Here is a 23,943-nt window from a genome sequence, read left to right as displayed (position 1 = left end):
GGTAGCCACCACGCCTCACTCAGCCCAGGAGATCCCCGTGCAGGAGCAGTCCACCCCGGAAACCACCGCCGAAGTTCGTGTAGAGCCTGCGTTGCAGACGCGGGCAAACACCATCATTCGCACCGAGGATCACGGCACACCCTTGCAGTTGCAGGACATCACCATCCGTTACGGCGGTGAGCGTGGCGGCGCTGAGCCGGTGACCGTCGTCGAACATTTTAACCTGACCCTGCACGCCGGTGAGATGCACTGTGTTGCCGGCCGAAGCGGTTCCGGTAAAACCAGTATTCTCACCGTTAGCGCCGGGCTGACCGTGCCGAACAGCGGTGGTGTGTTCTGGGAGGGTGACCCTCTAGAGTCAATGAACGACGACGAGATCGCCGACCGTCGCCGCGAACTGATTGGTTACGTGGATCAGGGCGGTGCCTTGATTGACGGGATGAGCGCCTTGGAGAACGTGCTGCTTCCTGCAGTGCCGGATGGGGAAGTGGAACAGCGCCGCGAAATGGCGAAGGACCTCCTTGACCTCGTGGGCCTGGGCCGGCGTATGCGTCACCGCCCCGCGCAACTTTCCGGTGGTGAGCGCCAACGTGTAGCTATTGCACGAGCCCTGATTTTGGGTACCCGTGTTCTGGTGGTGGACGAGCCCACCGCCAGCCTGGACCGCGCCTCGGCGAACAAAATTATTGGTATTTTGAAGGACACCACTAAGGACGGAATTTCTGTTCTAGTGGCCTCGCATGACCATGAATTGATCCGGCTCGCAGACACTATGACCGAGCTCATTTAGCATTCCCGCATCAGCAGAACCAGCAAACAAGGTAACTTCATAACGTGACGCACGCAGAAAAGCCCCCGTTTTATATCACCACGGCCATCACCTATCCCAATGGTGTGCCGCACATCGGTCACGCTTACGAGTACATCGCCACCGATGCGATGGCCCGGTTCAAGCGTTTGGACGGTCATGAGGTGATGTTCCTGACCGGGACCGACGAGCACGGTATGAAAATTGCCCAGGCTGCTGAAAAAGAAGGCATTACGCCTCAAGAGCTGGTGGACCGTAATGCCGATATTTATAAGGCTACCCACGCTGCACTGGGTATCAGCTACGACCGGTTTATTCGCACCACGGATGCCGATCACAAAGCTGCGTCTCAGGCAATTTGGCAGAAGATGGAAGCCAACGGCGACATCTACCTGGACAAATACGAGGGATGGTACTCGGTCCGTGACGAGGCGTACTACGGTGAAGACGAGACCGAGCTGCGTGAAGACGGCAAAAGGTATTCCAAGGAAACCGACACCGAACTGACGTGGACTGCCGAGGAGAGCTACTTCTTCCGCCTCTCGGCTTACCAGGACAAGTTGCTGGCGCTCTACGAGGAGCAGCCGGAGTTTGGTGCCCCGCGTAGCCGGTTCAACGAGGTCATCTCTTTTGTCAAGAGCGGGCTTGAAGATCTCTCCATCAGCCGTACCACTTTTGACTGGGGCGTCCCGGTTCCGGGCAATGACAAGCACGTGATGTACGTGTGGGTTGATGCTCTGACCAACTACCTCACCGGTGTGGGTTACCCGGATATTGATTCGGAGAAGTTCAAGAAGTTCTGGCCAGCCGATGTTCACGTGATCGGTAAGGACATTTCGCGCTTCCACGCGATCTTCTGGCCAGCCTTTTTGATGAGTGCCGGGATTGAACTGCCCAAGCGCGTGATGATCCACGGCTTTTTGCACAACAACGGTGTAAAGATGTCCAAGTCTTTGGGTAACGTGGTGGCCCCGGCGGACTTTGTGGAACAGTATGGTCTGGACCAGGTGCGCTACTTCTTTTTGCGTGAGGTGCCCTTTGGCGCCGACGGTAACTACAATCACGAGGCAATCGTTGGCCGCATGAACGCCGACTTGGCCAATAACTTCGGCAACCTAGCACAGCGTTCACTCTCCATGGTGGCGAAAAACTGTGAAGGTAAAGTGCCGGTCCCTGGCGCTTTCACCGAGGCAGACAATACGATCTTGGCCCAGGCGCAGGGATTGTTGGAAACAGTTCGCGCTGCCTTTGAGAAGCAAGAATTCAGCCGTGCCCTTGAGGCCATCTGGCTGGTTCTGGGCGAGACCAACGCGTACTTCGCTGATCAGGCTCCGTGGGTTCTGCGCAAGACTGACCTCGAGCGTATGAACACCGTGCTGTACGTGACTCTTGAGGTGGTTCGCCGGGTGGCTATTTTGACCCAGCCGGTGATGCCTTCAGCGTCGGTCAAACTGCTCGAGACCTTGGGCCAAGCATCCGAGGAATCTCGGTTGTTTACGGCCTTGGACACTGCCTTGGTTGCAGGCACTGAGTTGCCCGCTCCGGCGCCGATCTTCCCGCGTTACGAAGAGCCGGCGGCATAGCTCTCTCGCTACACTTTGCTGGGCAGGGTGCATACTCCGGAATACAAAGGGAGTGTGCACCCGTCCTCATTTAAGATGGGTAATAGTTTACGCATAAGTGATCTTTGGGGGTAAAGTATTACCCATGGGACGTCGAGAGCTTGGTCTAACCCGCACTGCGGAGGATGCGGTCACGGTGCTCGGACAGCAAATTCGGATGGCGCGTGCTGCGCGAGGTATGACAGCTGAACACCTCGCGGGCGCAGCTGGGATTACGCGGAAAACACTGGCAGCCATCGAGAATGGAAGCGCGGCCAGCAGCATCGGCAACGTCTTAAACGTTGCGTCGATCGTTGGTGTCCCATTGTTCGGGGTCGAGGACCCCAGCGAACTTATCGCGCTCCGTCGGCGAGGCGAGGAACGCCTCGCATTGTTGCCCGCACGTGTGGACCAGAAGCGAAAGGACGACGGCGATGGCCTCGACTTCTGACATCTATGTGTGGGTCTGGTTGCCCGAGGAGACGGCGCCGGTGCCCGCTGGCCGACTTCGAGAACGTGGGCCAGGTCAGTTTTCCTTCGACTATGGCCGGCGGTACCTCGAGCGCCACAACGCTATCTCTCTGGCTCCAACCCTCCCGCTATCCGAGCAAACGTTCGGGCCAACTGGTTCAATGGGGCTGCCTGGTGCTCTGCGCGACGCATCACCAGATGCGTGGGGCCGTCGAGTCGTTCAGTACAAAGTCACCGGTGACCGAGGTGAGACCGCCGACACCGGTGACCTTGATGAACGAACATACCTCTTGAATTCTGGCTCTAACCGCTTTGGTGCCATCGATTTTCAAGGATCAGTCACCGACTACATCCCGCGGGCTTCGGCTTCCGCGCCTCTGGAAACTCTTCTCAATGCGGCAGACTTGATTGAAGCCGGAGACGATCTGCCATTCGAACTCGAGCGTGCGCTTCTGAGCGGTACAGCGATGGGTGGGGCGCGCCCGAAGTCGGTAATCGAGGACTCTGGTCGCGAGTACATCGCGAAGTTCACGGCGTCCAATGATCACTTCCCAGTGGTCGGGGCAGAAGCGGCGGGCATGTTCCTGGCCGAGAAAGCCGGGCTCACCGTTGCTCGAACCCGGGTCGAGCGCGTTCTGGGCCGGACTGTCCTACTGGTCGAGCGGTTTGACCGAACGGAAGGGGGAGGGCGCATCCTTGCGGCAAGCGCACTGACCCTCACCGGCTTGGACGAACTGCAGGCGCGTAGCGGCAGCTATGTCGAGTTCCTGGACGTACTACGCAGCCACGGTGCGCCAGCGGGTACTGCCTACGAGCTGTTCGCACGCATCGCTTTCAACATGCTGATCTCCAACTCTGATGACCACCTTCGGAACCATGCGGCGCTCTGGGACGGATCTGTAGCAACGCTCAGCCCCGCCTATGATTTGTCACCAATGCGGCGAAGCGGAGAGACAGCTTCGCAGGCCATCGCCTATGACAGGAATGGAACAAGGCGGAATAACGTAGCTGACCTCATCGCTGTCCGCAGTCTCTATGACCTGACCAGAGAGCAGGCCAACAGCATCGTTGCCCGAATTGAAGACACAATCCGGCAGTACTGGGATCAAGCTGCAGACTTCGGCCTGCTGACCGGCGCCGACAAACGCCTCCTGTGGGAGCGACAATTTCTCAATCCCGGAACCCTGTACGGTTTCCGGGATCGGTGATCCTGCTCAGCGTGGGCTAGGCCGGAGAGCCTGTTCTCACTGGCGATAATTCTTCAATTTCTCCCAGACAGACTCCGGAAAAACGCCAAGTAGCCGGCCTCGGGTGGGAAACCCAAGACCGGCTACCAACAGAGGCGGTTAGAGCGTGGCCAGCCCGGCCACCGGGGACAGCCGTGAAGCACGACGCGCGGGAATCACACTCGCGAGCAGTGCGGCACCGAGGGCCACACCAATCACCGCGAGCAGTTGCCACACCGGAATCATCAGCGGCACGGCACCGAGGGCGCCCAGCGCCGATTTGGCACCAAGCCAGCCGAACGTCACTCCCAGCACGGTTCCGAGCAGGGCGGCAACCCCGGCAATCAGCACCCCTTCCAGGGCCAACATGGCTCGCAACTGCCCGCGAGTAAGGCCAAGGGCCCGCAGTAGCGAGTTCTCTCGCGTTCGCTCAAGGACCGAAAGTGAGAGTGTGTTGGCAACACCGATCAGTGCAATCACCACCGCCACGGCCAGCAAAGCAGTGACCACCAGCAGTAGGACGTCGATGATCTGGTTGAACGTTGCCCGCTCCAGGGCAGCGCCGGAGACCAGCGAATCGGAGACCTTCAGGGTTGAAGCCACCGAGGATTGGACCTCACGCATTTGGTCCGTGGACAGCGAATCGCTCAGCTCGAGCCACAGCATCGATTTGTTCGCGGTCTCGGCAATAGCGGAGGGTTCAGCCTTGACCGGTGGAACCCCAGCGCCCGTGCCCGTGCTGGCAATTTTCGCGGCATCCGAGGCTTGAATCATCGGATCAATCTGCCGGCTTTTGAGCACCACGGCCTTCAGCGTGACAGAACCGCCAGGTCCCTCCACCACAACAGGATCAGGCGCGGATCCTTCGGGCAGCAGGATGGTTCCGGCAGCCACCACAAGCGTTTTGTCCCGCAAGACCGCGGCGGCATCGGCGTCAGACATACTCCACACGCGGAACTGCGCGCCGGCCTGGGTGCCAACACCTGCACCATGAACGACGCCGACACTTGCCACACCGTCCAGCTTCGCCACCGCATCTGCCTGAGCAGTTGTGTAGGCCTTGCCACTTGGCTGAACCGCCATGTCTACCGGGTAGTTCTGGGACAACACCGAACTGAAAGCTTCACGTGAGGACGCAGCCCCGGACATCATCATGGTTACCAGCGTGACGCCAATCAGCAAAGCCGTTGCGGTGGACGTTGTCCTGCCCGGGTTGCGGATGGAGTTCAGCGCGGCGAGCCGGCCGGGAACACCCGTGGGCCGGACCAACACACCAACGGCGGAGACGAGTCGCGGCACAATGAGTGTGCTGCACAGCAGGATTCCTAAGAAGCTGAAGATCCCGCCGGGTAGTGCAATGAGCAGTGTGTTCATCACAGCCCCGAAGACCAGCAGTGGCACACCGATCACGAGCAACAGGATTCCAAGTCCAAGCCGGAACCTACCTGCCCGGTTCCCAATGCTGGGTGCGTCAGCCGGGCGCAGGGCTGCAAGCGGTGCAACAGCTGTGGCTGCGCGGGCCGGAATCAGCGCCGCCATAACGGCCATCAACGTCCCGGTAGCCAACCCGGCGATAACTGCCGACGGCGGTACGGCCAAGGTAGCGAAGCTTCGCTCAGGATCAGTTTTGGCCCAGGCAATCAATGCGGCCATGAGTCCGGTCCCGGCAAGAACTCCCAGGATCGAGGAGATCAGCCCAACTACCGTGGCCTCCACCAAAACGGAAGCTCGGATTTGGTTCTTCTGCGCCCCCAGGCATCTCAAGAGTGCCAGTTCACGCGTGCGTTGGGCGATGAGGACTGAGAACGTATTGCTCACTACTAGGGCCGCAACCACCATGGCCACCACGGCGAATGCCAACAAGATAATGGTCAGTTGATCTTCTCCGCCGCTCATGGCTTTCACTTGGTTAATGGCTAGTTGCTCAGGTGTGGTGATAGCGGCTCCCGCAGCGCCGGCTTTTGCTAGGGCTGCGGTGAGTGGTCCGCGCACGCTGTCTGAGACCGTTTCAGCCGCGGCCTGCACTTGAAGGGTGGAGATCGGGACGGCAATGCCATTGGCAATGGTATTCAGCACAGTTTGGGCGGCCACTACTGACGAGGCCCCAGCGGAGAAGGGATCAGCTTGGGGTTTCAGCGTTCCGGTGACCTTTACCGCAAGTGTTGAGTCGATTCCTTTCTGACGCAAGTGCACGGTGCTGCCCAGAGCTATCCCGTAGCGGGACGCAGTTTTGGCATCAACGGCAATCTCGGCACCACCGCGTGGCATGGAGCCGGACGCGAGCCGTGCAGATTCGAGCCCGGGTGGGGCGGCGTTACGCACCATCGCCAGTACGGTTCCGGAAGTACTTGTTGCTGCGCCGTCCAGCACCATCTCGGTGGCGAGCTGCTGCTGGCCATACGCAGCTTCAATACCAGGAACCGCCAGTGCGGCAGCTACGGTGGGATCTGGCAGCGGTGTGCTGCTTGAGGGCGTTACCACCAATGACGCTTTCCGGTAGGACTCGCCAATGCTCGCCGTGAGGGAGGCTTTGGTGCTCGCATTTACCATCAGCGTGGTGGCCAAGAATGCCACAGCCAACATAATCGCCAAGCCGACGGCGATGAATCGGCGTGCGTTGGAACGCAATTGGGAGAGCGCTATCTGGAGCATCAGGCACCCAACCGGGCTAGGGCGGACAAGACTGAATCGCTGGTGGGGTCTTGAATTTGACCTACCAATTCGCCGTCGGACATTAACACCACACGGTCGGCGTAGCTGGCTGCCACTGGATCGTGGGTGACCATAATGATGGTCTGGCCCAGCTCTTGGGTGCTGCGGCGCATCAGCGCGAGGACTTCGCCGCCCGAGCGGGAATCGAGGTTTCCAGTGGGCTCGTCGCCGAAGATGACTTGCGGGCGGGTGAGTAGCGCGCGGGCCACTGCAACACGCTGCTGCTGACCGCCGGAGAGCTCGTGAGGGCGGTGCTTGAGGCGGTCGCCCAGACCCAGAGTCGTGACCACAAAGTCGAACCACTCTGTGTCCGTAGGGGCACCGGCTAGTGACAGCGGCAGGGTGATGTTTTGTTCCGCGGTGAGGCTGGGGACAAGATTAAAGGCTTGGAAAACGAAGCCGATGTTTTCCCTGCGCAACTTGGTCAGTCGAGCGTCATTGAGCGTAGTGAGGTCCGTCCCGCCTAGCACCACGGAGCCGGAGTCAGCCGTGTCCAAACCAGCCAGCAAATGCATCAGCGTGGATTTGCCCGAGCCTGACGGCCCCATGATGGCAGTGAATTTACGGGCTTCGAAGCTGACGTTGACGTTTTTGAGGGCGAGGACGCGGGTATCGCCGCTGCCATAACTTTTGTTGAGGTTGATGGCAGCAACTGCCGGTGCGTTGGGGCCTAGCTCAGACGGGTTAGGCGCGGCCGCTGGGGATGCGGACTGCGTTGGTAGTGGAGTTGAGTACTCAAGGTCGCGGTTCATACTTCAACGCTAAATTGTGGGCCCCTTGAGCGGATCGGGCTGTGATCTGGATCCTTCAGCCGGAGACTCATACTGCGGTGGGATAGGCATTTACCTCCCTGGGATCACTACCCCGGTTTCATAGGCGATCATCACTACGTGGACCCGGTCGCGGGCTTGGAGTTTGGCTAGGATGTGGCCCACATGGGTTTTGACGGTGGCCTCGGATAGGTACAGGCCGGCAGCAATTTGAGGGTTAGACTCGCCGCGAGCGATGAGCTCAAAGATCTCCCGCTCGCGGGCAGTCAGGCTCGCCACGGCTGCAGCGTTTTTGTCATGAGCTGGACCCGGTGTTCTCAGTAGCGGTGCCACATGGTCCAGGAGCCGGCGTGTGGTGGAGGGGGCAATCACTGCGTCGCCGCGGTGGACGGTGCGGATCGCTTCGAGGAGTTCCTCAGGAGGAGCGTCTTTGAGGAGGAAGCCGCTGGCACCGGCTTGGATGGCGGCGAGGGCATACTCGTCTAGGTCAAAAGTGGTCAGGACCACGATTTTGAGATCGTCGTCTCCGGTTCGTGTGACACGGTTCTCCAAGAGCACGCGGGTAGCCTCAATACCGTCCATTCCGGGCATCCGAACGTCCATCAGGACCACGTCTGCACGGGTAGATCCTAGGGCTTGAATGGCATCGCGCCCGTTACCGGCTTCAGCGACCATTGTCAGGTCGGGCTGGGAGTTGATCAGCATTTTGAAGCCCGAGCGGACCAGTTGTTGATCGTCCACGAGTGCTACGCGGATGGGTTCTGCGGTGTTCATTTCATGCTTCCGAGTAGGGGATGTGTGCGGTGACTAAAAAGCCGCCGCCGTTGTGTGGACCGGCGGTGAGCTGACCGTCGTAGAGTTTTACGCGTTCTTGCATACCGCGCAGCCCGTTGCCGCCATTGCTTCCGGTGGGGGCAGGGGAGCTTGCTGCTGAGCCGAAACCATTGTCCTGCACCCTCAGGTCCAAGCCCTTGGCGGTCCAATCCAATCGCGCAGTTGCTTTCGCCGAAGGACCAGCGTGTTTGAGGACGTTAGTCAGTGCTTCTTGCACAATCCGGTAGGCGGTGAGTTCCGCACCAGCCGGCAGCTCGGCGCGTGGGGTTCCGGACTGCTCAAAGCTCAGCGGGAGCCCGGCTGCGCGGACACCCAGCAACAACTCATCGAGGTCAGCGAGACCGGGCAGCGGACGGGTGGGGGTGTCGCCGTCGTTCCTTAAGATGCCTAGGAGGCGGCGCATTTCGGCGAGTGAGCCGCGACCGGTGGCGGCAATTGTTTCCAGGGTGGCAGGCGCGACGGCGGGGTCCGCCACTGCTGCGTAGCGTGCGCCATCTGCTTGGGTAATGATCACGGAGAGGGAATGGGCAATGATGTCGTGCATTTCGCGGGCGATGTGGGAGCGTTCATCCATCGCTGCCAGAGCGCGTTCTTGATGCTGCTCGATTTCTAGCCGCCGCGCACGGTCTTCGAGGGCTTGGACTTGGAGGCGTCTGGTCCGGGTGAGGTCTCCTAAAGTCCAGCTAAACAGGACCAGGAGAGACACGAGGATGACGTAGAGGGCACCCACAGTGAGCCCCAATAGAAGTGTGCTGGACGTTTCGCTGTTGTTTAATCGGACCACGATCATCACTGCGCCGATCAGCCCGGCAACTAGGACGCTGCGGCTAGCCCACACTGCGCCGTAGGCGGCAGTCGAGTAAATGATCACGGGAACGGCAAGGATGCCGGCCACTACCGCGGTGGGAATCACCATGTGAATCAGACACAGGATCACCAAGGCTCCGGCTGCGAGCTCGGGCCGGGTGCGGCGCCACGCGATGGTCAGAATCATGGTTGTGGAGATCAACGACTCAGGCAGCGCACCCGCTACGGCGTACAGCGCACCAAACGGCAGGCACAACAAGATAGCGGCCCCGAGGTCTACCTTGAAGGGGTTATCTCGGAACCACTGGTAAATCGTGTGTCGCCTATCCATTGCTTCGACTCTAGCGCCGAGGGTGGGGGCTTGGCGTCATGCTGCGGTCTGAGTTTTCGCAGGCAATAACCTTCGGTGCAATGGCCCTATAACTTGAATGTAGGGCACACTGAGTTCCGCATAGTGAGATGCCTTGCTCAGAATGTGGATGCTCTGGAAAGCTGGTTTTATGAGCTCAAGTACCATCAATCTGGCAGTTATCCCCGGCGACGGCATTGGTCCGGAGGTCACGGCGGAAGCCCTTAAAGTTCTCACCAAGGCAGCCGAAGCTGAAGGCGTCACAGTAGAGGCCACCGAGTACAGCCTGGGTGCTGCGCACTGGTTGGCCACGGGGGAGACGCTCCCGGATGAGGTATTGGCGGATCTTCGGACTCGGGACGCCATCCTCTTTGGTGCAGTGGGTGCGGCTCCGGGTGACACCAAGATTCCGTCTGGATTGATTGAGCGCGAACTATTGCTCAAACTGCGTTTTAGTCTGGACCACTACGTGAACCTGCGTCCTTCCAAGCTGTACGGAACCGTGGGTAGCCCGCTGGCAAATCCGGGTGAGATTGACTTTGTGGTGGTCCGCGAAGGAACCGAGGGCCCGTACGTTGGTAACGGCGGATCCCTCCGCTCCGGCACTGAACATGAGATTGCTACCGAAGTTTCGCTCAACACGGCTCACGGCGTGGAGCGCGTGGTTCGGGATGCCTTCCGCCGAGCAAATGAACGTCCACGCAAGAAGCTCACGCTGGTCCACAAACACAATGTTTTGGTGTTTGCCGGTCACTTGTGGAAGCGGATTGTTGAGCAAGTTGCTCCGGAATTTCCTGAGGTCACGCACGATTATTTGCACGTTGATGCAGCCACGATCTTTATGGTGACTAACCCCTCGCAATTCGATGTGATTGTCACGGACAACCTCTTTGGCGACATCCTTACCGACCTCGCCGCAGCCGTAACCGGTGGCATCGGCCTGGCTGCTTCCGGAAACATCAACATGGACCGCACAGCACCGTCAATGTTTGAGCCAGTTCACGGTTCGGCTCCGGATATTGCCGGTCAGCAGAAGGCAGATCCGACGGCGGCAATCTTGTCCGCTGCGCTACTTTTGGACCACTTGGGTCACCAGAGTGCTGCCCGCCGGATTGAGCGAGCGGTAGAAGCGGACATTGAATCGCGGGATTCAAACGTCCGCAGCACCAGCGAGATCGGTGCTGCTATCGCGGCTGCCCTGTAAGTATCGCTTCACCAGGCGACGCTACCGGGCCCTGCTCCGGCGTAAGCTTGAAACAGTCTTACTCACCTGCTGCCGGGTGCGGCTAATTCCTTGCTGACTTAGCCGCAAAAAGCACCCGTCGGCTGACCATGGAGGAACCATGACCCAGACGGCCAATGGCGTTGAATTTGCCCGGCACATCTCTGAAAACCCCAAGTCCGCGCAGGAACGCGACGCGATTCTGGCCAACCCGGGTTTCGGTAACCACTTCACCGATCACACCACGATTGTTGACTTCAAGGTCGACGCCGACGGCAACGGTTCTTGGAGCAACGCCCGGATTGAGCCGTATGGCCCCATTAGCCTGGACCCGGCAGCTGCGGTGCTGCACTATGGTCAGGAAATTTTTGAGGGTATGAAGGCCTACCGTCACGCCGACGGTTCGGTGTGGACGTTCCGGCCCGAGGCAAACGCTGCCCGGATGAACAAGTCCGCTGAGCGGTTGGCTCTCCCGCTGATTCCGGAAGAGTACTTCTTGGAAGCTGTCCGGACGCTTGTGGCTCAGGACAAGGATTGGGTTCCTTCCGGCGACGGCGAGGCCCTGTATATTCGCCCGTTTATGATTGCCACCGAGGCATTTTTGGGTGTCCGCCCGGCGCACGAGGTGTCCTTCCGCGTGATCGCTTCCCCGGCCGGAAACTACTTCGGCGGCGAGCTGAAGCCGGTTTCCATTTGGATTTCCCGCAACTACGCCCGTGCAGGCCGTGGTGGTACCGGTTCAGCTAAGTGCGGCGGCAACTACGCGGCTTCCTTGATCGCGCAGATCGAGGCCGAGGCTAACGGTTGCAAGCAGGTGCTGTTCTTGGACCAGTTCAATGACAATGCTGTTGAAGAGCTCGGCGGAATGAATGTTTTCTTTGTCTTGAAAGATGGTTCATTGGCTACTCCGGCGCTCTCTGGAACCATTTTGGAGGGTGTAACCCGTTCTTCGGTGATTCAGGTTGCTCAGGACATGGGCCGGGAGGTTGCCGAGCGCAAGATCACTCTGGATGAGTGGCGTGAAGGAATTGCCTCCGGTGAGATCGCTGAAGTGTTCGCTTGTGGCACCGCTGCTGTGATTACTCCGATTGGTGTCCTCAAGGATGAGAATGAGGTTATCGGTTCCGAGGATGCCAAGGCTGGCGAGGTCACCATGGCTATTCGTGAGCGTCTATTGGGTATTCAGACCGGTACCGTGGAGGACACACACGGCTGGTTGACTCGCCTGGCCTAGTACCTGCCTCTTAAAACCAACGCGGGGTCACTTACGGCCCATGTTTCAGCTAAACATGGGCCGTAAGTGACCCCGCGTTGGTGTGTGCGGGTGAGGTTTAGCGGCGGGCGGCCTTGCGCGCAGCGTTTTTGAGCGCTTTGCGGGAGACGGGCTTGAGGGCTTTGCGCTCGGCTTCCTCGGCGATGGCGCGCTTGCGGCCAGCATCGATGACGTCGTTCCACAGTGCTGCGGCAAAACTTCCGCCATCCTGAGCGTAGATGTCATACGGGTAAGCGGCGAAGGCCGGCGAAGGTTTGCCTTTTGAGAGCTCTGTTCCGGCCTTGCGCGCCACGGCGTCGTCAATAGCCCAGGTTTGTGCCAAGTGCAGGGAGAGGTTCTCGGCAACAAAAACGTTGGCGTCCGTGGAGGCAGCTGCGCGCTGGAGGAGATCTGTCAGGTTCGCTGCCAAGAGGGCGGCTGCGGCTTCATTGAGTGAGGTGCCGTCCTCGGTGGCGGCGGTCAGGATTTTTTCCTGCTCAACTACCGTGGGCTCCCAATCGGACGTTTCACGGAACTTCTGCCAGGTGGGGAACCAGACCACGGTGCCGTTAGCGTGATTGTGGATGTGCTGGAGGCCGCTGGTCTTCTCGGTGGCGGTGTGGTCGTTGCCAGCTGACGCGGCTGCGGCCAAGAGCTCGGATAGGGAAGCGGAAGTTGAAGTGCTCATGGGTGTGTCTGCATGCTCTCTGTGGACGGTGCTGTCCCCATCCATAACCTGCGTACCGGGTGAGCTTATTCCGCAACGGGGTCATTCAGAAACCGGTGCGGGCCAAGCATGAATAGGATGGTGCGGTGATGAGCACTCGCCGCGAGTTCCAGCAAAGCAGTCAATTGACGGCTTTTTCCTTGGCGCCTAATCCCGGGCCAATGAGTTTGGACGGAACTAATTCCTACGTGATTTCGGCGCCGCGTTCGGCACAGTGTGTGGTGGTGGACCCGGGGCCAGCGGATGAAGATCACCTGAAGGGCTTGGCTAGCGCGGGGGAGGTGGAGCTGATTCTGATCACTCACCGGCACGCTGACCACACGGCAGGGGCGTTGAGGTTGCATGAGCTCACCGGTGCACCAGTACGGGCAGGGGACAGAACGCACTGCTATGCTGCCGAGCCGCTTCAAGGTGGAGAAGAAATCCGCGCTGCTGGTGTAGAAATTCGTGTGCTCGCCACCCCCGGGCACACTGCCGATTCCCTGTGTTTTTATCTGCCTGAGGACGGCGCTAACGGCTCGGTGCTGACAGGGGACACCATATTAGGCAAGGGAACCACGGTCCTAGACTTCCCCGACGGTACTCTGAGCGACTATTTGCGGTCCTTGGACGTCCTTGAAGCACTCGGTGCGGCCACCGTTTTGCCAGCCCACGGGCCGGTACTTTTCGCGGTCGACGTCGTGGCGCGCGAGTACCGGAACCACCGGCACCAGCGCCTTGATCAAGTCAGGGACGCGCTTGCGGTCTTGGGTGAGCAGGCACCCAGTGAAGCCGTGGCTCGGAAGGTTTATCACGACGTCGACCCTTCAGTGTGGCGCGCGGCGCTGCTCAGCGTCGAGGCCCAGTTGGCGTATCTGCGTGGGTAGGAAAGTACGGGGCGTAAAGCTATAGGCTTGGAGACATGCGTATTGCTCGATTTGTTGTTGATTCTGATCCTCTCTACGGCGTTGTGGAGGGTGAGCCCGGTAGCGAAGTAGTCACCGTTATCTCCGGCGACCCGTTCTTTAACGGCGTGGTCCGCACTCACACCACTCATAAGCTGGAAGACGTGCGTTTGCTCGCGCCGATCATTCCTCGCAGCAAGGTCATTGGTGTGGGGCGGAACTTTGTTGAGCATGCTCACGAGCTCGGCAATGAAGTCCCTGCTGCTCCGCTGTTGTTCCTCAAGCCGAACACCTCGGTCATTGGCCCAGGCGATCCAATTGTGTTGCCAGACTTCTCTGAGGAAGTCTCCTTCGAGGCTGAGCTGTGTGTGGTGATTGGCCGGATCTGCAAGGACGTTCCGGAAGATCGCGTGAAGGACGTGATCTTCGGCTACACCTGTGGCAATGACTTGACGGCGCGGGACGTCCAGAAGACTGACTTGCAGTGGGCCCGGGCTAAGGGTTTTGATACCTCAGCGCCGCTTGGTCCCTGGATCGAGACAGAACTTGACCCGGATGACTTGGACATTAAGGGTTACCTCAACGGCGAATTGCGTCAGGACGGCAATACCAACCAGATGGTGCGCGGTGTAGCTGAACTGGTCTCGATCGTTTCCCAGGCCTTTACCCTGTTGCCCGGCGACGTGATTATGACTGGGACCCCTGCTGGTGTGGACTTGGTTAAGGCTGGAGACCGCTACGAGGTGGAGATCGAAGGCATCGGCCGGTTGTCGAATCCCGTGGTGCGCCGCTAGGGGCGTAAAGTTGGAGTCACTATGACTACCTCTCTTGCGGCCAATTCGGCCATCCCCACCGTCACCGAAGATACGCCAGTTCGGGTGCGCTTCTGCCCCTCGCCCACTGGTACCCCTCACGTGGGTCTGATTCGCACCGCTTTGTTCAACTGGGCCTACGCCCGGCACACCGGCGGAAAGATGATTTTCCGCATCGAGGACACTGACCAGGCGCGCGATTCTGAAGAGAGCTACCACCAGTTGTTGGATGCTCTCAAGTGGTTGGGCATTGACTGGGATGAGGGTGTTGAAGTGGGCGGCCCGCATGAGCCGTACCGTCAGTCGCAGCGTTCGGACATTTACCAGGACGTGATTGCCAAGCTGGTTGCAGCTGGTCACGTGTACGAGTCTTACTCCAGCCCGGATGAGATTGAGGCCCGCCATAAGGCTGCCGGCCGCGATCCTAAGCTCGGTTATGACGGTTTTGACCGCGATCTGTCCGATGAGCAGATCGCAGCGTTTAAGGCCGAGGGACGCCAGGCTGTGCTGCGCGTTCGGATGCCCGATGAAGACCTGACGTTCAACGACCTCGTCCGTGGCGAGATCACGTTCAAGGCCGGTTCCGTTCCGGACTTTGCAGTGGTTCGTGCCAATGGCGCTCCGCTGTACACGCTGGTGAACCCGGTGGATGACGCTCTGATGGGTATCACTCACGTGCTGCGTGGCGAGGACTTGCTGAGCTCCACACCGCGCCAGATCGCCTTGTACCGTGCGTTGGTGGACATTGGTGTGGCTCAGTACATGCCGTTGTTCGGTCACTTGCCGTACGTGATGGGCCAGGGCAACAAAAAGCTGTCCAAGCGTGACCCCGAGTCCAACCTGTTTTTGCAGCGGGACAAGGGCTTTATCCCTGAGGGTTTGCTGAACTACTTGTCCCTTTTGGGCTGGTCTTTGAGCGCCGACGAGGACATTTTTACGGTGCAGCAGTTGGTGGAGAACTTTGATATTCATGACGTTCTGGCCAACCCGGCACGCTTTGACCAGAAGAAAGCGGACGCCATCAACGGCACACACGTCCGGCTTCTGGAAGCTACTGATTTCCGCGACCGTTTGGTTCCGTACTTGCAGGCTGCCGGTGTGGTGGGGGAACAGCTCACCGAGCGCGAGCACCAGATCCTCACCGAGGCGGCGCCGCTGATTCAGGAGCGCATCACCTTGCTGGGCGAGGCTCCGGAAATGTTGAGCTTCTTGTTTAAGAACGACGCCGATATTGACGTCGCGGAGGACGCCAACAAGGGATTGCCGGAGAATTTGTCCGAGGTCCTTGACGCTGCTTTGGCAGCTTTGGAGCCGGTGGAGGACTGGAGTGCGGAGAGCATTCAGACTGCGCTGAAGACCGCGCTGGTTGAAGATTTGGGGCTCAAGCCGCGTTTGGCTTTTGGCCCGGTGCGCACCGGTATTTCCGGCCGCCGTATTTCTCCGCCACTGTTTGAGTCCATGGTGATCTTGGGTAAAGAGTCCTCGTTGAACCGCCTCAAGGCCTTCCGCGGATAGTTTGCTGCGCCAAAGTCATGAGCGAGTTTGAAGTGTTCCAGCAGGACGCCGGTCGGGTGACCGGCGTCCTGCTGGACATTGATGACACTTTGGTGGACCTTGAGTTCGCCATGACCACCGGGCTGCGCTCGGCGAGCGAACACTTGCTGCCGGGCTTGGATGCCGCGGGTTGGCAACGGTTTTCGAGGATCTTCACACACGAGACCACACATTTTTATGACCGGTATTTGGCCGGCGAGCTGTCTTTTCAGGAGCAGCGTATTCTGCGGGGCAGGACCGCCTTGGCGCACTTTGGGGTGCACATGCCTGGGGAGGACGCCGAGCTTGCTTGGGTGAGCCACTACGCGTCAATTCAAGAAGCGCACGTGCGGCCCTTCGCTGATGTCCACCCATTTTTGGATGCGCTTGATGCTGCCGGAATTCCTTACGGCGCAGTGAGTAATAACGTCCACTCATATCAGCGGGCCAAGCTGGACCGCGCCGGGCTCCAGCGGATAGCCGTTTTGGTGGGAACTGACACTGTAGGTGTGGCAAAACCAGATCCTGCGATTTTCCTTGAAGGTGTTCGGCTTTTGGGCGGTTCCCCAGCTGAAACCTTATATGTGGGGGATAACCGTCTGATCGATTGTGTTGGTTCCACAGCTGCGGGTTTGCGCGGAGTCTGGCTCAATCGCTCCGGTAACAGCCCTGATTCAAACACCAGGGTTAACGAAGAAACCGTGGGCCACGGTGATGGCTCCACGGTTTCTTCGTTGCTTGACCTTCTGCCTTTGGGCTAGGTCTTTAGCGGCCGATTAGACAGCTGCTTTCTTAGCGCGATTGCGCAATATCAGGAAGCCAGCGATCGCTGCAATGACCAGCAACGCCACGAGCAAGAGTGCTGCGCCGGGCCCAGTAAAGAGACTCGACGGCGACACTGCCGAGACCTTCGAATACAGCAAGTCGGTGCCATCTGCGATTTGTTTGTTTCCGTCCGCCAACTTGCTTGCACCATCGGCCAACTTGCCAGAGCCGTCATCCAGCTGGCCATTGCCATCCGCCAACTTCACAGTTCCATCGGCCAGCTTGGTGGTGCCATCCTTAAGTTTCACCGTTCCGTCAGCGAGCTTGGTGGAACCGTCAGAAAGCGCTTCTGTTCCAGCCAGTAGCCCGGGGTTGGAGGAGTTACCGGAACCGTAGATTCCAGCCGAGAGTTTGGCGGTTCCATCCTGTAGGTTATTCGCAGCATAAATCAGGCCGGGGCTGTCCGGGTCTCCCGGAACACCGTCCATACCCACACGGATTTTGGTGGTGCCGTCAGCCAACAGAGACGTTCCCATCACCATTCCAGGTGCTGCAGGATCCGTACTGTTCAGCTTTTGGTCAAGCGTGGCGAATCCTGCCACCAACTGACCGGCACCGGTGTTGAGTTTGCCAACACCCGTATTGACCTGCTGGGCGCCGTCGTTGACCTGGGTGGCTCCAGTGTTCAGCTGAGCGGTTCCTGCCTTGAGCTGCGCGGCACCATTGCTGAGTTCGGCGGCGCCAGCGTTGAGCTGATCCGCTCCGGCATCAAGTTGGCCAGCTCCCGCGGACGCGCGGCGGGCACCGTCGGCTAGCTTGGCGATCTTGTCCTTCAGCAATCCCAACGGCACAATCCCCTGAGCCCCATTGGCAGCCTGTTCCAGTTGGTCCAAGCCTTGGCTCAAAGCAGCGAGTCCATCACCCTTGGTGGGATCACCACCTGCACCTTGATAACCCTTGAGTTGCTGAGTTCCCGCAGCCAGCTGAGCAGTGCCCTGCTTAAGGGTGACAGTTCCAGCGCTAAGCTTCCCGGCACCAGCATCAACTTGACTTGCGCCCGTGGCGAGCTGGCTTGTGCCGGTGGCCAATTGGCCCGTACCTGTTGCAAGTTGTTTAGTACCAGTAGCGATCTGTCCGGCACCATCGGCGAGGTTATTCGGCGCCTTGCCTGACGCCGTCGGAGTCAAAGCGGCAGAGAGCTGAACAGCGCCTGACTTAAGTTGCTGGGCGCCGTCATCCACCTTGTAAACGCCCGGTACTAGCTTGTTGATGACGTCATTCTGAAGCTTGGTGGTTCCTGCGTGTAACTTGTCCGCTCCGGGGGCCAGCTGGTCACGCACGCCGCTGAAGACTTTGCCAGCTCCAGCATTCAGTTGTGCTGCCCCGGAGTTGAGTTCCCCGGCGCCAGAGTTCAGCTGCCCGGCCCCATCCTTGACTTGTCCGGATCCTTTGTTTGCCTCACCGGCGCCAGTAGCAAGTTTGCTTGCTCCTTCTTTCAGCTGCACGGAACCGGAAGCTGCCTGTCCGGCCCCCTCTTTGAGCCGGGCGGCTCCATCGGCCACCTGGCCTGTGAGATAGGTATAAAAGGCCAAAAAGAGGATTAGCAGAAGGGACAACACAATGATGGCGATCTGCTGTGGCCTGGTCCGGTTATTGGCTGATGCAGAAGCTGCTGCTCGGCTAGTCGACACTGACGCTCCCTAACTGTTCTGCCGGGCGACGTTGCCCGACGGCCAAAGACTGTGATCTGGATTACAGCCCGTTTTGCTCAAACGTTCCCACTGAGGAGTGTGGGGGATTGTGGTTACTAGTTGGTAACTTACCGAGAGTAAACCAGGCCGTTGGGCATGCGCAAGGGCCTAGGTGGAATCACCTGGAGAGCTGGTGCGTTTTTTGGGCGTCCGGATTGGCCGCCCCACCCAGTTCTCGATTTGTGCCAACGGTCGATGGCAGGTAAAGTAATTACTCGTGCTGACGGGCGCAGAGCAGCATGAAGCTGCAACGCGGAAGCCCGGAAAGTGCCATTGGGATATGGTGTAATTGGCAACACTACGGTTTCTGGTACCGTCATTCTAGGTTCGAGTCCTGGTATCCCAGCTCTTGAAAATTCGCAGATTTCTGTAGGATTTTTGAGTGGTTTACATCGAATTGTCGATTTGAACCGCAGCTCAGGATGTGAGAAACTTCTTGAGCTGAAAAGTGCAAGGCCCCATCGTATAGCGGCCTAGTACGCTGCCCTCTCACGGCGGTAACGCGGGTTCGAATCCCGCTGGGGTCACAAACGGAACCTCTGATCTACGGAAACGTAGATCAGAGGTTCTTTTTATTTTGTTGACCAAGCTCACCTTCACCAAAAATGCTTCCTTGGCTGGCATGATGATGCTGTGACCACAAGCAATAGTGCCGGCCCACCGCCGTCAAGACCACCGCACCTACCTGCTGCCGTGCCAGGCAATGACACATCAAGCAAGGCAGCCGACTCCTCTGCCGCGGCCGTGGCTCTCTTGGAGACTGTTCGTTCAGAACTTGCTGCGGTGAAGTTGGGACTTGAACTGCCAGGTACAGACAAAGCGCGGGCTGCCACCAAATCGGCACTGGCTCAATTGGATGACTACATTCTTCCTCGCTACCGAAGCTTGGACGCCCCGCTATTGGCTGTGGTGGGAGGCTCAACTGGCGCCGGGAAGTCAACGCTGGTTAATGCTCTGGTGGGGCACCCAGTGACTCGGGCCGGGGCTATTCGCCCCACAACACGTCAACCAATTTTGCTGCACCACCCGGCGGACGGGTTGTGGTTCGCTGATCAACGTGTGCTGCCGAACCTTAGCCGCATCCGTGGAGTGAAGGTTGACGGACCCATTCCCGCTAACCAAGCTGGTGCAACCCCTGACGCTGCAGCCATTTCGTCTCTGGTACTCGTTGAAGACTCGGCGGTCCCACAGGGCGTAGCGCTCTTGGACGCACCGGACGTTGACTCGATCTCAGATGACAACCGGCAACTCGCAGGACAATTGCTTGCTGCTGCGGATCTGTGGGTTTTTGTGACAACCGCCAATCGTTATGCCGATGCTGTCCCGTGGAAGCTCCTTTTGGACGCCGCTTCTAGGGACATTATGGTCGCCGTGATCTTGGACCGGGTCCCGCCAGCTGCGGAGGCCGAGGTCAGCGAAGATTTGCGTTCCATGTTGGCCAAGCAAGGCCTCGCGGACGCGAAGCTTTTTGTGGTGCCCGAGGTCCCGCTAGATAACTTGGGAATGCTGCCCGCGGAGACCGTGGCCCCCTTACTTGATTGGCTCAAGACCTTAGCCAAGGACGCTGCTGGCCGGGCAGATATTGCCAGGCGCACCCTCAACGGAACCGTCAAGGCACTGAGCGGAACCGTAGAGCTAGTAGCTCAAGCTGCCGAAGCTGAGGACAAAGCTGGGCAGCAGCTTGCTGAAGATGTACGGAGTTCCTATTCTGACGCCGTGGAACGTATCCTCGCGGCAACCAAAGACGGCGCTCTACTTCGTGGAGAAGTACTGGCCCGTTGGCAAGACTTTGTAGGCACCGGCGAGTTCTTCCGTACCTTGGAGCAAAATGTTGGCCGCTTGCGAGACAGACTCGGCGCATTTTTTAGAGGCCAACCGGCTCCTGCCGTCAAAGTTGAGACCGCCATCGAAACAGGGCTGCAGGCTGTCATTGTTGATGAAGCGTCCAACGCTGCAGAAGATGCAGACCAACGCTGGCGTCAAGACCCTGCAGGGCGCCGCCTGCTAGGCACAGATGACCTCTCCGGCGTATCCGCGAACTTCCCGGAGCGTGCAGCGGCAGAGATCCGTGCGTGGCAGGGTTCCCTGATGGAACTCATCAGTGCCGAAGGCCAAGGGAAACGTAACCAAGCCCGTTGGCTCTCTTTTGGGGTCAATGGACTCGGCGCCGCCCTGATGATTGTGGTGTTCTCCATGACAGCGGGCCTGACCGGACTTGAGATTGGTGTAGCCGGTGGCACCGCAGTGGTTGGGCAGCGCGTTCTCGAAGCAGTATTCGGTGAAGATGCAGTACGCCGCCTAGCTCAGAAAGCCCGGGAGGACCTTCAAACGCGGTGCGAGGCACTCCTGGTGGCCGAACAACAGCGCTTCTTGGAACGCCTACGTGTTGGGACTCCAGCGGCGGAGCTCGGCAAACACGCTGAGGCCTTGCAACGGTTGGCGGCACAAGCATGAGCCGGCACTCAGTGGCCAAAGAATCCTCGGCGCTCCAGCGCAGGCTAGAGGGACTCAACGCAGCCCGTGAACTTGCCGGTGGAGTTTTGCCGGATGCAACCTTGGATTCCACCTTGGCCTTGCTCGAGCGGGCAAGCTCCCGCCGGTCAATGTCAGCGGACCACACCGTGGTGGGGTTCTTCGGCGCCACTGGAAGTGGGAAATCATCGCTCTTCAACGCAGTGAACGGGGCAGAAATTGCCACCGCGGCGGCGCGGAGGCCCACGACGTCGGAACCACTTGCCAGCGTATGGGGAGTCGAGGGCAGCGAACCGCTGTTGGACTGGTTGCAGGTTAACAAAAGGCACCACGCCCAAGCAGTTGATGGCTTCGCCGATGAAAGCACCGGGCTGATCCTCCTAGACTTGCCGGACTTCGATTCCACCAGTGCCGCGAACCGTGCGGTGGTGGAACGAATGGTGGGTTTGGTTGATGTCCTCGTCTGGGTATTAGACCCACAGAAATACGCCGACGCCGCAGTCCACAACGAGTTCCTGACACCCATGGCCTCACACGGGGCAGTAACGCTCGTTGTACTCAACCAGATCGACAAATTGCCAGCCGCTGAGGTTCCCCATGTGTTGGAATCCCTTCAAGGCATCCTCAAACGTGACGGTCTGGGGACGGTCAAGGTACTTGGCGCCTCGGCACTCACCGGCGCTGGTGTCGACAAAGTGCGCGCATCAATCCGCCAAGTGGTTCAGGCGCGGGAAGCAATCTCCCAACGGCTCTCTGCCGATGTGGCACGAGCCGCCGACGAACTGGCCGGCGCAGCCGGTGAAGGTGACGCTGCCGGAATTAAGGCTGGAACCGTAGACCGGCTAACTGAACAACTCGCCACGGCGGCAAACGTGCACGTGGTGGTGGACGCCGTCGCACGTTCTTACAAACGCGAGTCCACCGCGCGTACCGGTTGGCCGGTCACACGGTGGATGATCGGATTGAGGGCCGATCCGCTACGCAGGCTGAATCTTCGCCGCGTGGGTGCTGCAGCAGACACCAACCGCACCTCGCTTCCAAAGGCGAGCGCCGCGGAACGCGCCAGAACAGACTCTGCCGTCCGCGATTTTGCCGATGCTGCCTCCGAAGGCGCCCCAGGGCCGTGGCGGAATGCCATCCGCGGGGCGGCCCGTGAAGGCCGCGAGAAGCTGCCCGGCGCCTTGGATCATGCCATTGCCTCAACGGATTTAAAGGCTGAACGCAAGTCCTGGTGGTGGGGGATCTTCAACGTGCTCCAATGGCTCGCTCTGCTCACCGCAGTAGGTGGCCTTGGCTGGTTGGGTGTACTGGCAGTCCTGGGCTACTTACAAATGCCTGTTCCTGAAGTCCCGCGAGTTGAAGGCTGGCCTTACCCCACATTGATGATTGCCGGGGGAGTGGCGCTGGGAATCTTGCTAGCGATGTTGGGCAAGGTGTTTGCCGCTGGTGCAGCCCGGGCGCGTGCAGCATCAGCGCGTAAAAAGCTGGCGGCATCCATCCGAGCCGTGGCTCAACGCGAGATTGTGGAGCCAGTGGATTTGGAAGTGAATCGGCTGAAATCCTTCAACAAAGCGCTCAAGACTGCGCGCGGGCGGTAGCGTCCAGGACTTTGATCAGTGTGCGCAGATTGCGTGTGGTGGTGCTGGATTTGTAGCGCGCTTTCGCCGTGAGTTTACTGATGGGGCTCTCCAAGGTGCCACCGGCCGGCGCCAGCCACGCTAGCGCTTCGGCGGAAAGCCGTTGGTAATCGGCGGCAGCTACGCTTTGGCAGGCCTCAGCGAGCTCATCCAGAACCTCTGCATTGGAGGCGAGCGTGATGTAGCTGTGAGTGGTTTTGTTGTCTGCCGGATAGGGACATTTGGCCACAATTTCGGCCAGAGCTGCCGCAGAGACAACTATCACCCAAGCGTCGTAGCCAAATTCGCTGCGCAGCTGGGTCTCTACACTGTTTTTGAGTTCCTCTGCTGAGAGTTCGGTGCTCAACACAACGTTTCCGCTGGCCAGCAATGTCTTGACCTTACTCACGTGCAGTTCGCTGAGGGCTTGGGCAAGGGCAGCCATGTTGATGTTGATACCACCAACGTTGATGCCCCGCAGAAATACGGCAAAAGTACTCATGGAGTCAGCCTAGGTGCTTCGCCGTTTGTTGGGGGCTAGTCGTTCGTTTTTCGCAGAGCTTCCGTGAGAACTCTCGCAGCGTTGCACACAACTTCAGCATGGATGCGGCCGGGCTGGCGTGTCAGCCGCTCGATGGGGCCAGAGATTGACACTGCTGCAATGACTCTTCCCGAGGGGCCACGAACGGGGGCAGAAACAGAGGCAACGCCAGGTTCACGTTCGCCTAGGCTTTGTCCCCAACCACGACGGCGGACGCCCGCCAGGACGGTGGGTGTGAACCGTGCATTTTGGAGACCTTGGAGCAAGCGGTCATGGTCTTCCCAGGCGAGCAACACTTGGGCCGCGGAGCCTGCCTTCATGGACAACTGAGTACCTACCGGAATGGTGTCCCGAAGGCCGATGGGCCGCTCGGCGGATGCGACGCAGACGCGCCATTCACCTTGACGGCGGAAGATTTGTGCGCTTTCGCCGGTAGCATCGCGCAATTGCAGAAGTACCGGACCGGCGGAGGCGATCAGACGGTCTTCACCAGCTGCAGAAGCGAGCTCCACTAGCCGACTGCCCAGGACAAAGCGGCCTTGAATATCTCGGCTGACCAAGCGGTGATGGACCAATGCTAAAGCCAGGCGGTGCACCGTGGGGCGTGCCAATCCGGTGGCAGCAACGAGTTGCGCCAATGTAGTGGGCCCAGCCTCGAGTGCGTCGAGTACTTGGGCTGCCTTGTCGATCACGCCGACTCCACTTGAGTTGTCCATACAATGATATTGACGTCTCATTATCTGAGATGCAAATCGTTGAGCTAGTAAAACATCTTGTGCTGCTGGTTCAG

20 protein-coding genes and 2 tRNA genes are annotated in these 23,943 nt (G+C 59.2%); 14 read left to right on the top strand and 8 right to left on the bottom strand.

The window, feature by feature from the left end; translation table 11 throughout:
* Positions 1 to 37: 37 nt before the first annotated feature.
* From ACQR35_RS05330 to ACQR35_RS05315, 4 genes are all read left to right on the top strand, one after another.
* Positions 38 to 790, top strand: a complete 753-nt coding sequence (locus tag ACQR35_RS05330; protein ID WP_430268411.1) for an ABC transporter ATP-binding protein — start codon at positions 38 to 40, stop codon at positions 788 to 790.
* Positions 791 to 834: 44 nt separating this feature from the next.
* Positions 835 to 2,391 carry a methionine--tRNA ligase gene (gene metG / locus ACQR35_RS05325; RefSeq protein ID WP_430268375.1) on the top strand — a complete coding sequence of 519 codons (1,557 nt, stop codon included), beginning with the start codon at positions 835 to 837 and terminating at the stop codon, positions 2,389 to 2,391.
* 124 nt (positions 2,392 to 2,515) lie between these two features.
* The gene (locus ACQR35_RS05320) at positions 2,516 to 2,860 is read left to right on the top strand and encodes a helix-turn-helix transcriptional regulator (RefSeq protein ID WP_430268374.1); all 345 of its coding nucleotides are present in this window, start codon (positions 2,516 to 2,518) and stop codon (positions 2,858 to 2,860) included.
* Positions 2,844 to 4,088 (top strand): type II toxin-antitoxin system HipA family toxin, encoded by a 1,245-nt coding sequence (locus ACQR35_RS05315; RefSeq protein WP_430268373.1) that lies wholly within the window; start codon positions 2,844 to 2,846, stop codon positions 4,086 to 4,088. Before ACQR35_RS05320 ends, ACQR35_RS05315 begins: the two co-directional genes overlap by 17 nt.
* A gap of 138 nt (positions 4,089 to 4,226) precedes the next feature.
* Here the strand turns inward: ACQR35_RS05315 and ACQR35_RS05310 are convergent, their stop codons facing one another.
* From ACQR35_RS05310 to ACQR35_RS05295, 4 genes are all read right to left on the bottom strand, one after another.
* Positions 4,227 to 6,758: an FtsX-like permease family protein gene (locus tag ACQR35_RS05310; protein WP_430269423.1), complete on the bottom strand. Its 2,532-nt coding sequence runs from the start codon at positions 6,756 to 6,758 to the stop codon at positions 4,227 to 4,229.
* The gene (locus ACQR35_RS05305; RefSeq protein WP_430268371.1) at positions 6,758 to 7,570 is read right to left on the bottom strand and encodes an ABC transporter ATP-binding protein; all 813 of its coding nucleotides are present in this window, start codon (positions 7,568 to 7,570) and stop codon (positions 6,758 to 6,760) included. Before ACQR35_RS05305 ends, ACQR35_RS05310 begins: the two co-directional genes overlap by 1 nt.
* A gap of 90 nt (positions 7,571 to 7,660) precedes the next feature.
* Entirely contained in the window at positions 7,661 to 8,362 is a 702-nt protein-coding gene (locus ACQR35_RS05300) for a response regulator (RefSeq protein ID WP_430269422.1), read from the bottom strand.
* A 1-nt stretch (position 8,363) separates the two neighbouring features.
* On the bottom strand, positions 8,364 to 9,560 hold the full coding sequence (locus ACQR35_RS05295) for a sensor histidine kinase (protein WP_430269421.1): 1,197 nt from the start codon (positions 9,558 to 9,560) through the stop codon (positions 8,364 to 8,366).
* 169 nt (positions 9,561 to 9,729) lie between these two features.
* On the opposite strand from ACQR35_RS05295, the gene ACQR35_RS05290 reads away from it, so the two are divergent.
* Positions 9,730 to 10,782, top strand: a complete 1,053-nt coding sequence (locus tag ACQR35_RS05290; RefSeq protein WP_430268368.1) for a 3-isopropylmalate dehydrogenase — start codon at positions 9,730 to 9,732, stop codon at positions 10,780 to 10,782.
* Positions 10,783 to 10,921: 139 nt separating this feature from the next.
* A complete protein-coding gene (locus tag ACQR35_RS05285; protein ID WP_430268367.1) occupies positions 10,922 to 12,034 on the top strand; it encodes a branched-chain amino acid aminotransferase in 1,113 nt (370 codons plus the stop codon).
* 97 nt (positions 12,035 to 12,131) lie between these two features.
* On the opposite strand, the gene ACQR35_RS05280 is transcribed toward ACQR35_RS05285, so the two are convergent.
* A complete protein-coding gene (locus ACQR35_RS05280; RefSeq protein ID WP_430268366.1) occupies positions 12,132 to 12,740 on the bottom strand; it encodes a hypothetical protein in 609 nt (202 codons plus the stop codon).
* Between the two features lie 128 nt (positions 12,741 to 12,868).
* On the opposite strand from ACQR35_RS05280, the gene ACQR35_RS05275 reads away from it, so the two are divergent.
* Genes ACQR35_RS05275 through ACQR35_RS05260 form a run of 4 tightly spaced genes read left to right on the top strand, consistent with a single transcriptional unit; the run spans position 12,869 to position 16,769 of the window.
* On the top strand, positions 12,869 to 13,645 hold the full coding sequence (locus ACQR35_RS05275) for an MBL fold metallo-hydrolase (protein WP_430269420.1): 777 nt from the start codon (positions 12,869 to 12,871) through the stop codon (positions 13,643 to 13,645).
* Positions 13,646 to 13,680: 35 nt separating this feature from the next.
* On the top strand, positions 13,681 to 14,457 hold the full coding sequence (locus ACQR35_RS05270) for a fumarylacetoacetate hydrolase family protein (protein WP_430268364.1): 777 nt from the start codon (positions 13,681 to 13,683) through the stop codon (positions 14,455 to 14,457).
* 21 nt (positions 14,458 to 14,478) lie between these two features.
* On the top strand, positions 14,479 to 15,990 hold the full coding sequence (gene gltX / locus ACQR35_RS05265; RefSeq protein WP_430269419.1) for a glutamate--tRNA ligase: 1,512 nt from the start codon (positions 14,479 to 14,481) through the stop codon (positions 15,988 to 15,990).
* A 17-nt stretch (positions 15,991 to 16,007) separates the two neighbouring features.
* Positions 16,008 to 16,769: an HAD family hydrolase gene (locus tag ACQR35_RS05260; protein ID WP_430269418.1), complete on the top strand. Its 762-nt coding sequence runs from the start codon at positions 16,008 to 16,010 to the stop codon at positions 16,767 to 16,769.
* A gap of 15 nt (positions 16,770 to 16,784) precedes the next feature.
* On the opposite strand, the gene ACQR35_RS05255 is transcribed toward ACQR35_RS05260, so the two are convergent.
* Positions 16,785 to 18,464 (bottom strand): hypothetical protein, encoded by a 1,680-nt coding sequence (locus ACQR35_RS05255; RefSeq protein WP_430269417.1) that lies wholly within the window; start codon positions 18,462 to 18,464, stop codon positions 16,785 to 16,787.
* 334 nt (positions 18,465 to 18,798) lie between these two features.
* On the opposite strand from ACQR35_RS05255, the gene ACQR35_RS05250 reads away from it, so the two are divergent.
* From ACQR35_RS05250 to ACQR35_RS05235, 4 genes are all read left to right on the top strand, one after another.
* Positions 18,799 to 18,870 (top strand) — tRNA-Gln (locus ACQR35_RS05250).
* 108 nt (positions 18,871 to 18,978) lie between these two features.
* A tRNA-Glu gene (locus tag ACQR35_RS05245) sits at positions 18,979 to 19,051 on the top strand.
* A 166-nt stretch (positions 19,052 to 19,217) separates the two neighbouring features.
* On the top strand, positions 19,218 to 20,978 hold the full coding sequence (locus ACQR35_RS05240; protein WP_430269495.1) for a dynamin family protein: 1,761 nt from the start codon (positions 19,218 to 19,220) through the stop codon (positions 20,976 to 20,978).
* Entirely contained in the window at positions 20,975 to 22,594 is a 1,620-nt protein-coding gene (locus ACQR35_RS05235; RefSeq protein ID WP_430269416.1) for a GTPase, read from the top strand. The genes ACQR35_RS05240 and ACQR35_RS05235 overlap by 4 nt, the downstream gene beginning before the upstream one ends.
* Here ACQR35_RS05235 and ACQR35_RS05230 read toward each other — a convergent pair.
* Positions 22,572 to 23,114, bottom strand: coding sequence for a DUF1697 domain-containing protein (locus tag ACQR35_RS05230; protein ID WP_430268359.1), 543 nt, complete (start codon positions 23,112 to 23,114; stop codon positions 22,572 to 22,574). The genes ACQR35_RS05235 and ACQR35_RS05230 overlap by 23 nt on opposite strands.
* A 35-nt stretch (positions 23,115 to 23,149) precedes the next feature.
* Positions 23,150 to 23,869 carry an IclR family transcriptional regulator gene (locus ACQR35_RS05225; protein ID WP_430268358.1) on the bottom strand — a complete coding sequence of 240 codons (720 nt, stop codon included), beginning with the start codon at positions 23,867 to 23,869 and terminating at the stop codon, positions 23,150 to 23,152.
* Positions 23,870 to 23,943: the final 74 nt, after the last annotated feature.

Origin of the sequence: Pseudarthrobacter sp. J1738 (genome assembly GCF_050490315.1) — a bacterium.
In the GTDB taxonomy this organism is placed as follows: domain Bacteria; phylum Actinomycetota; class Actinomycetes; order Actinomycetales; family Micrococcaceae; genus JBNPEO01.
This window is presented reverse-complemented; position numbering and strand designations above follow the sequence as displayed.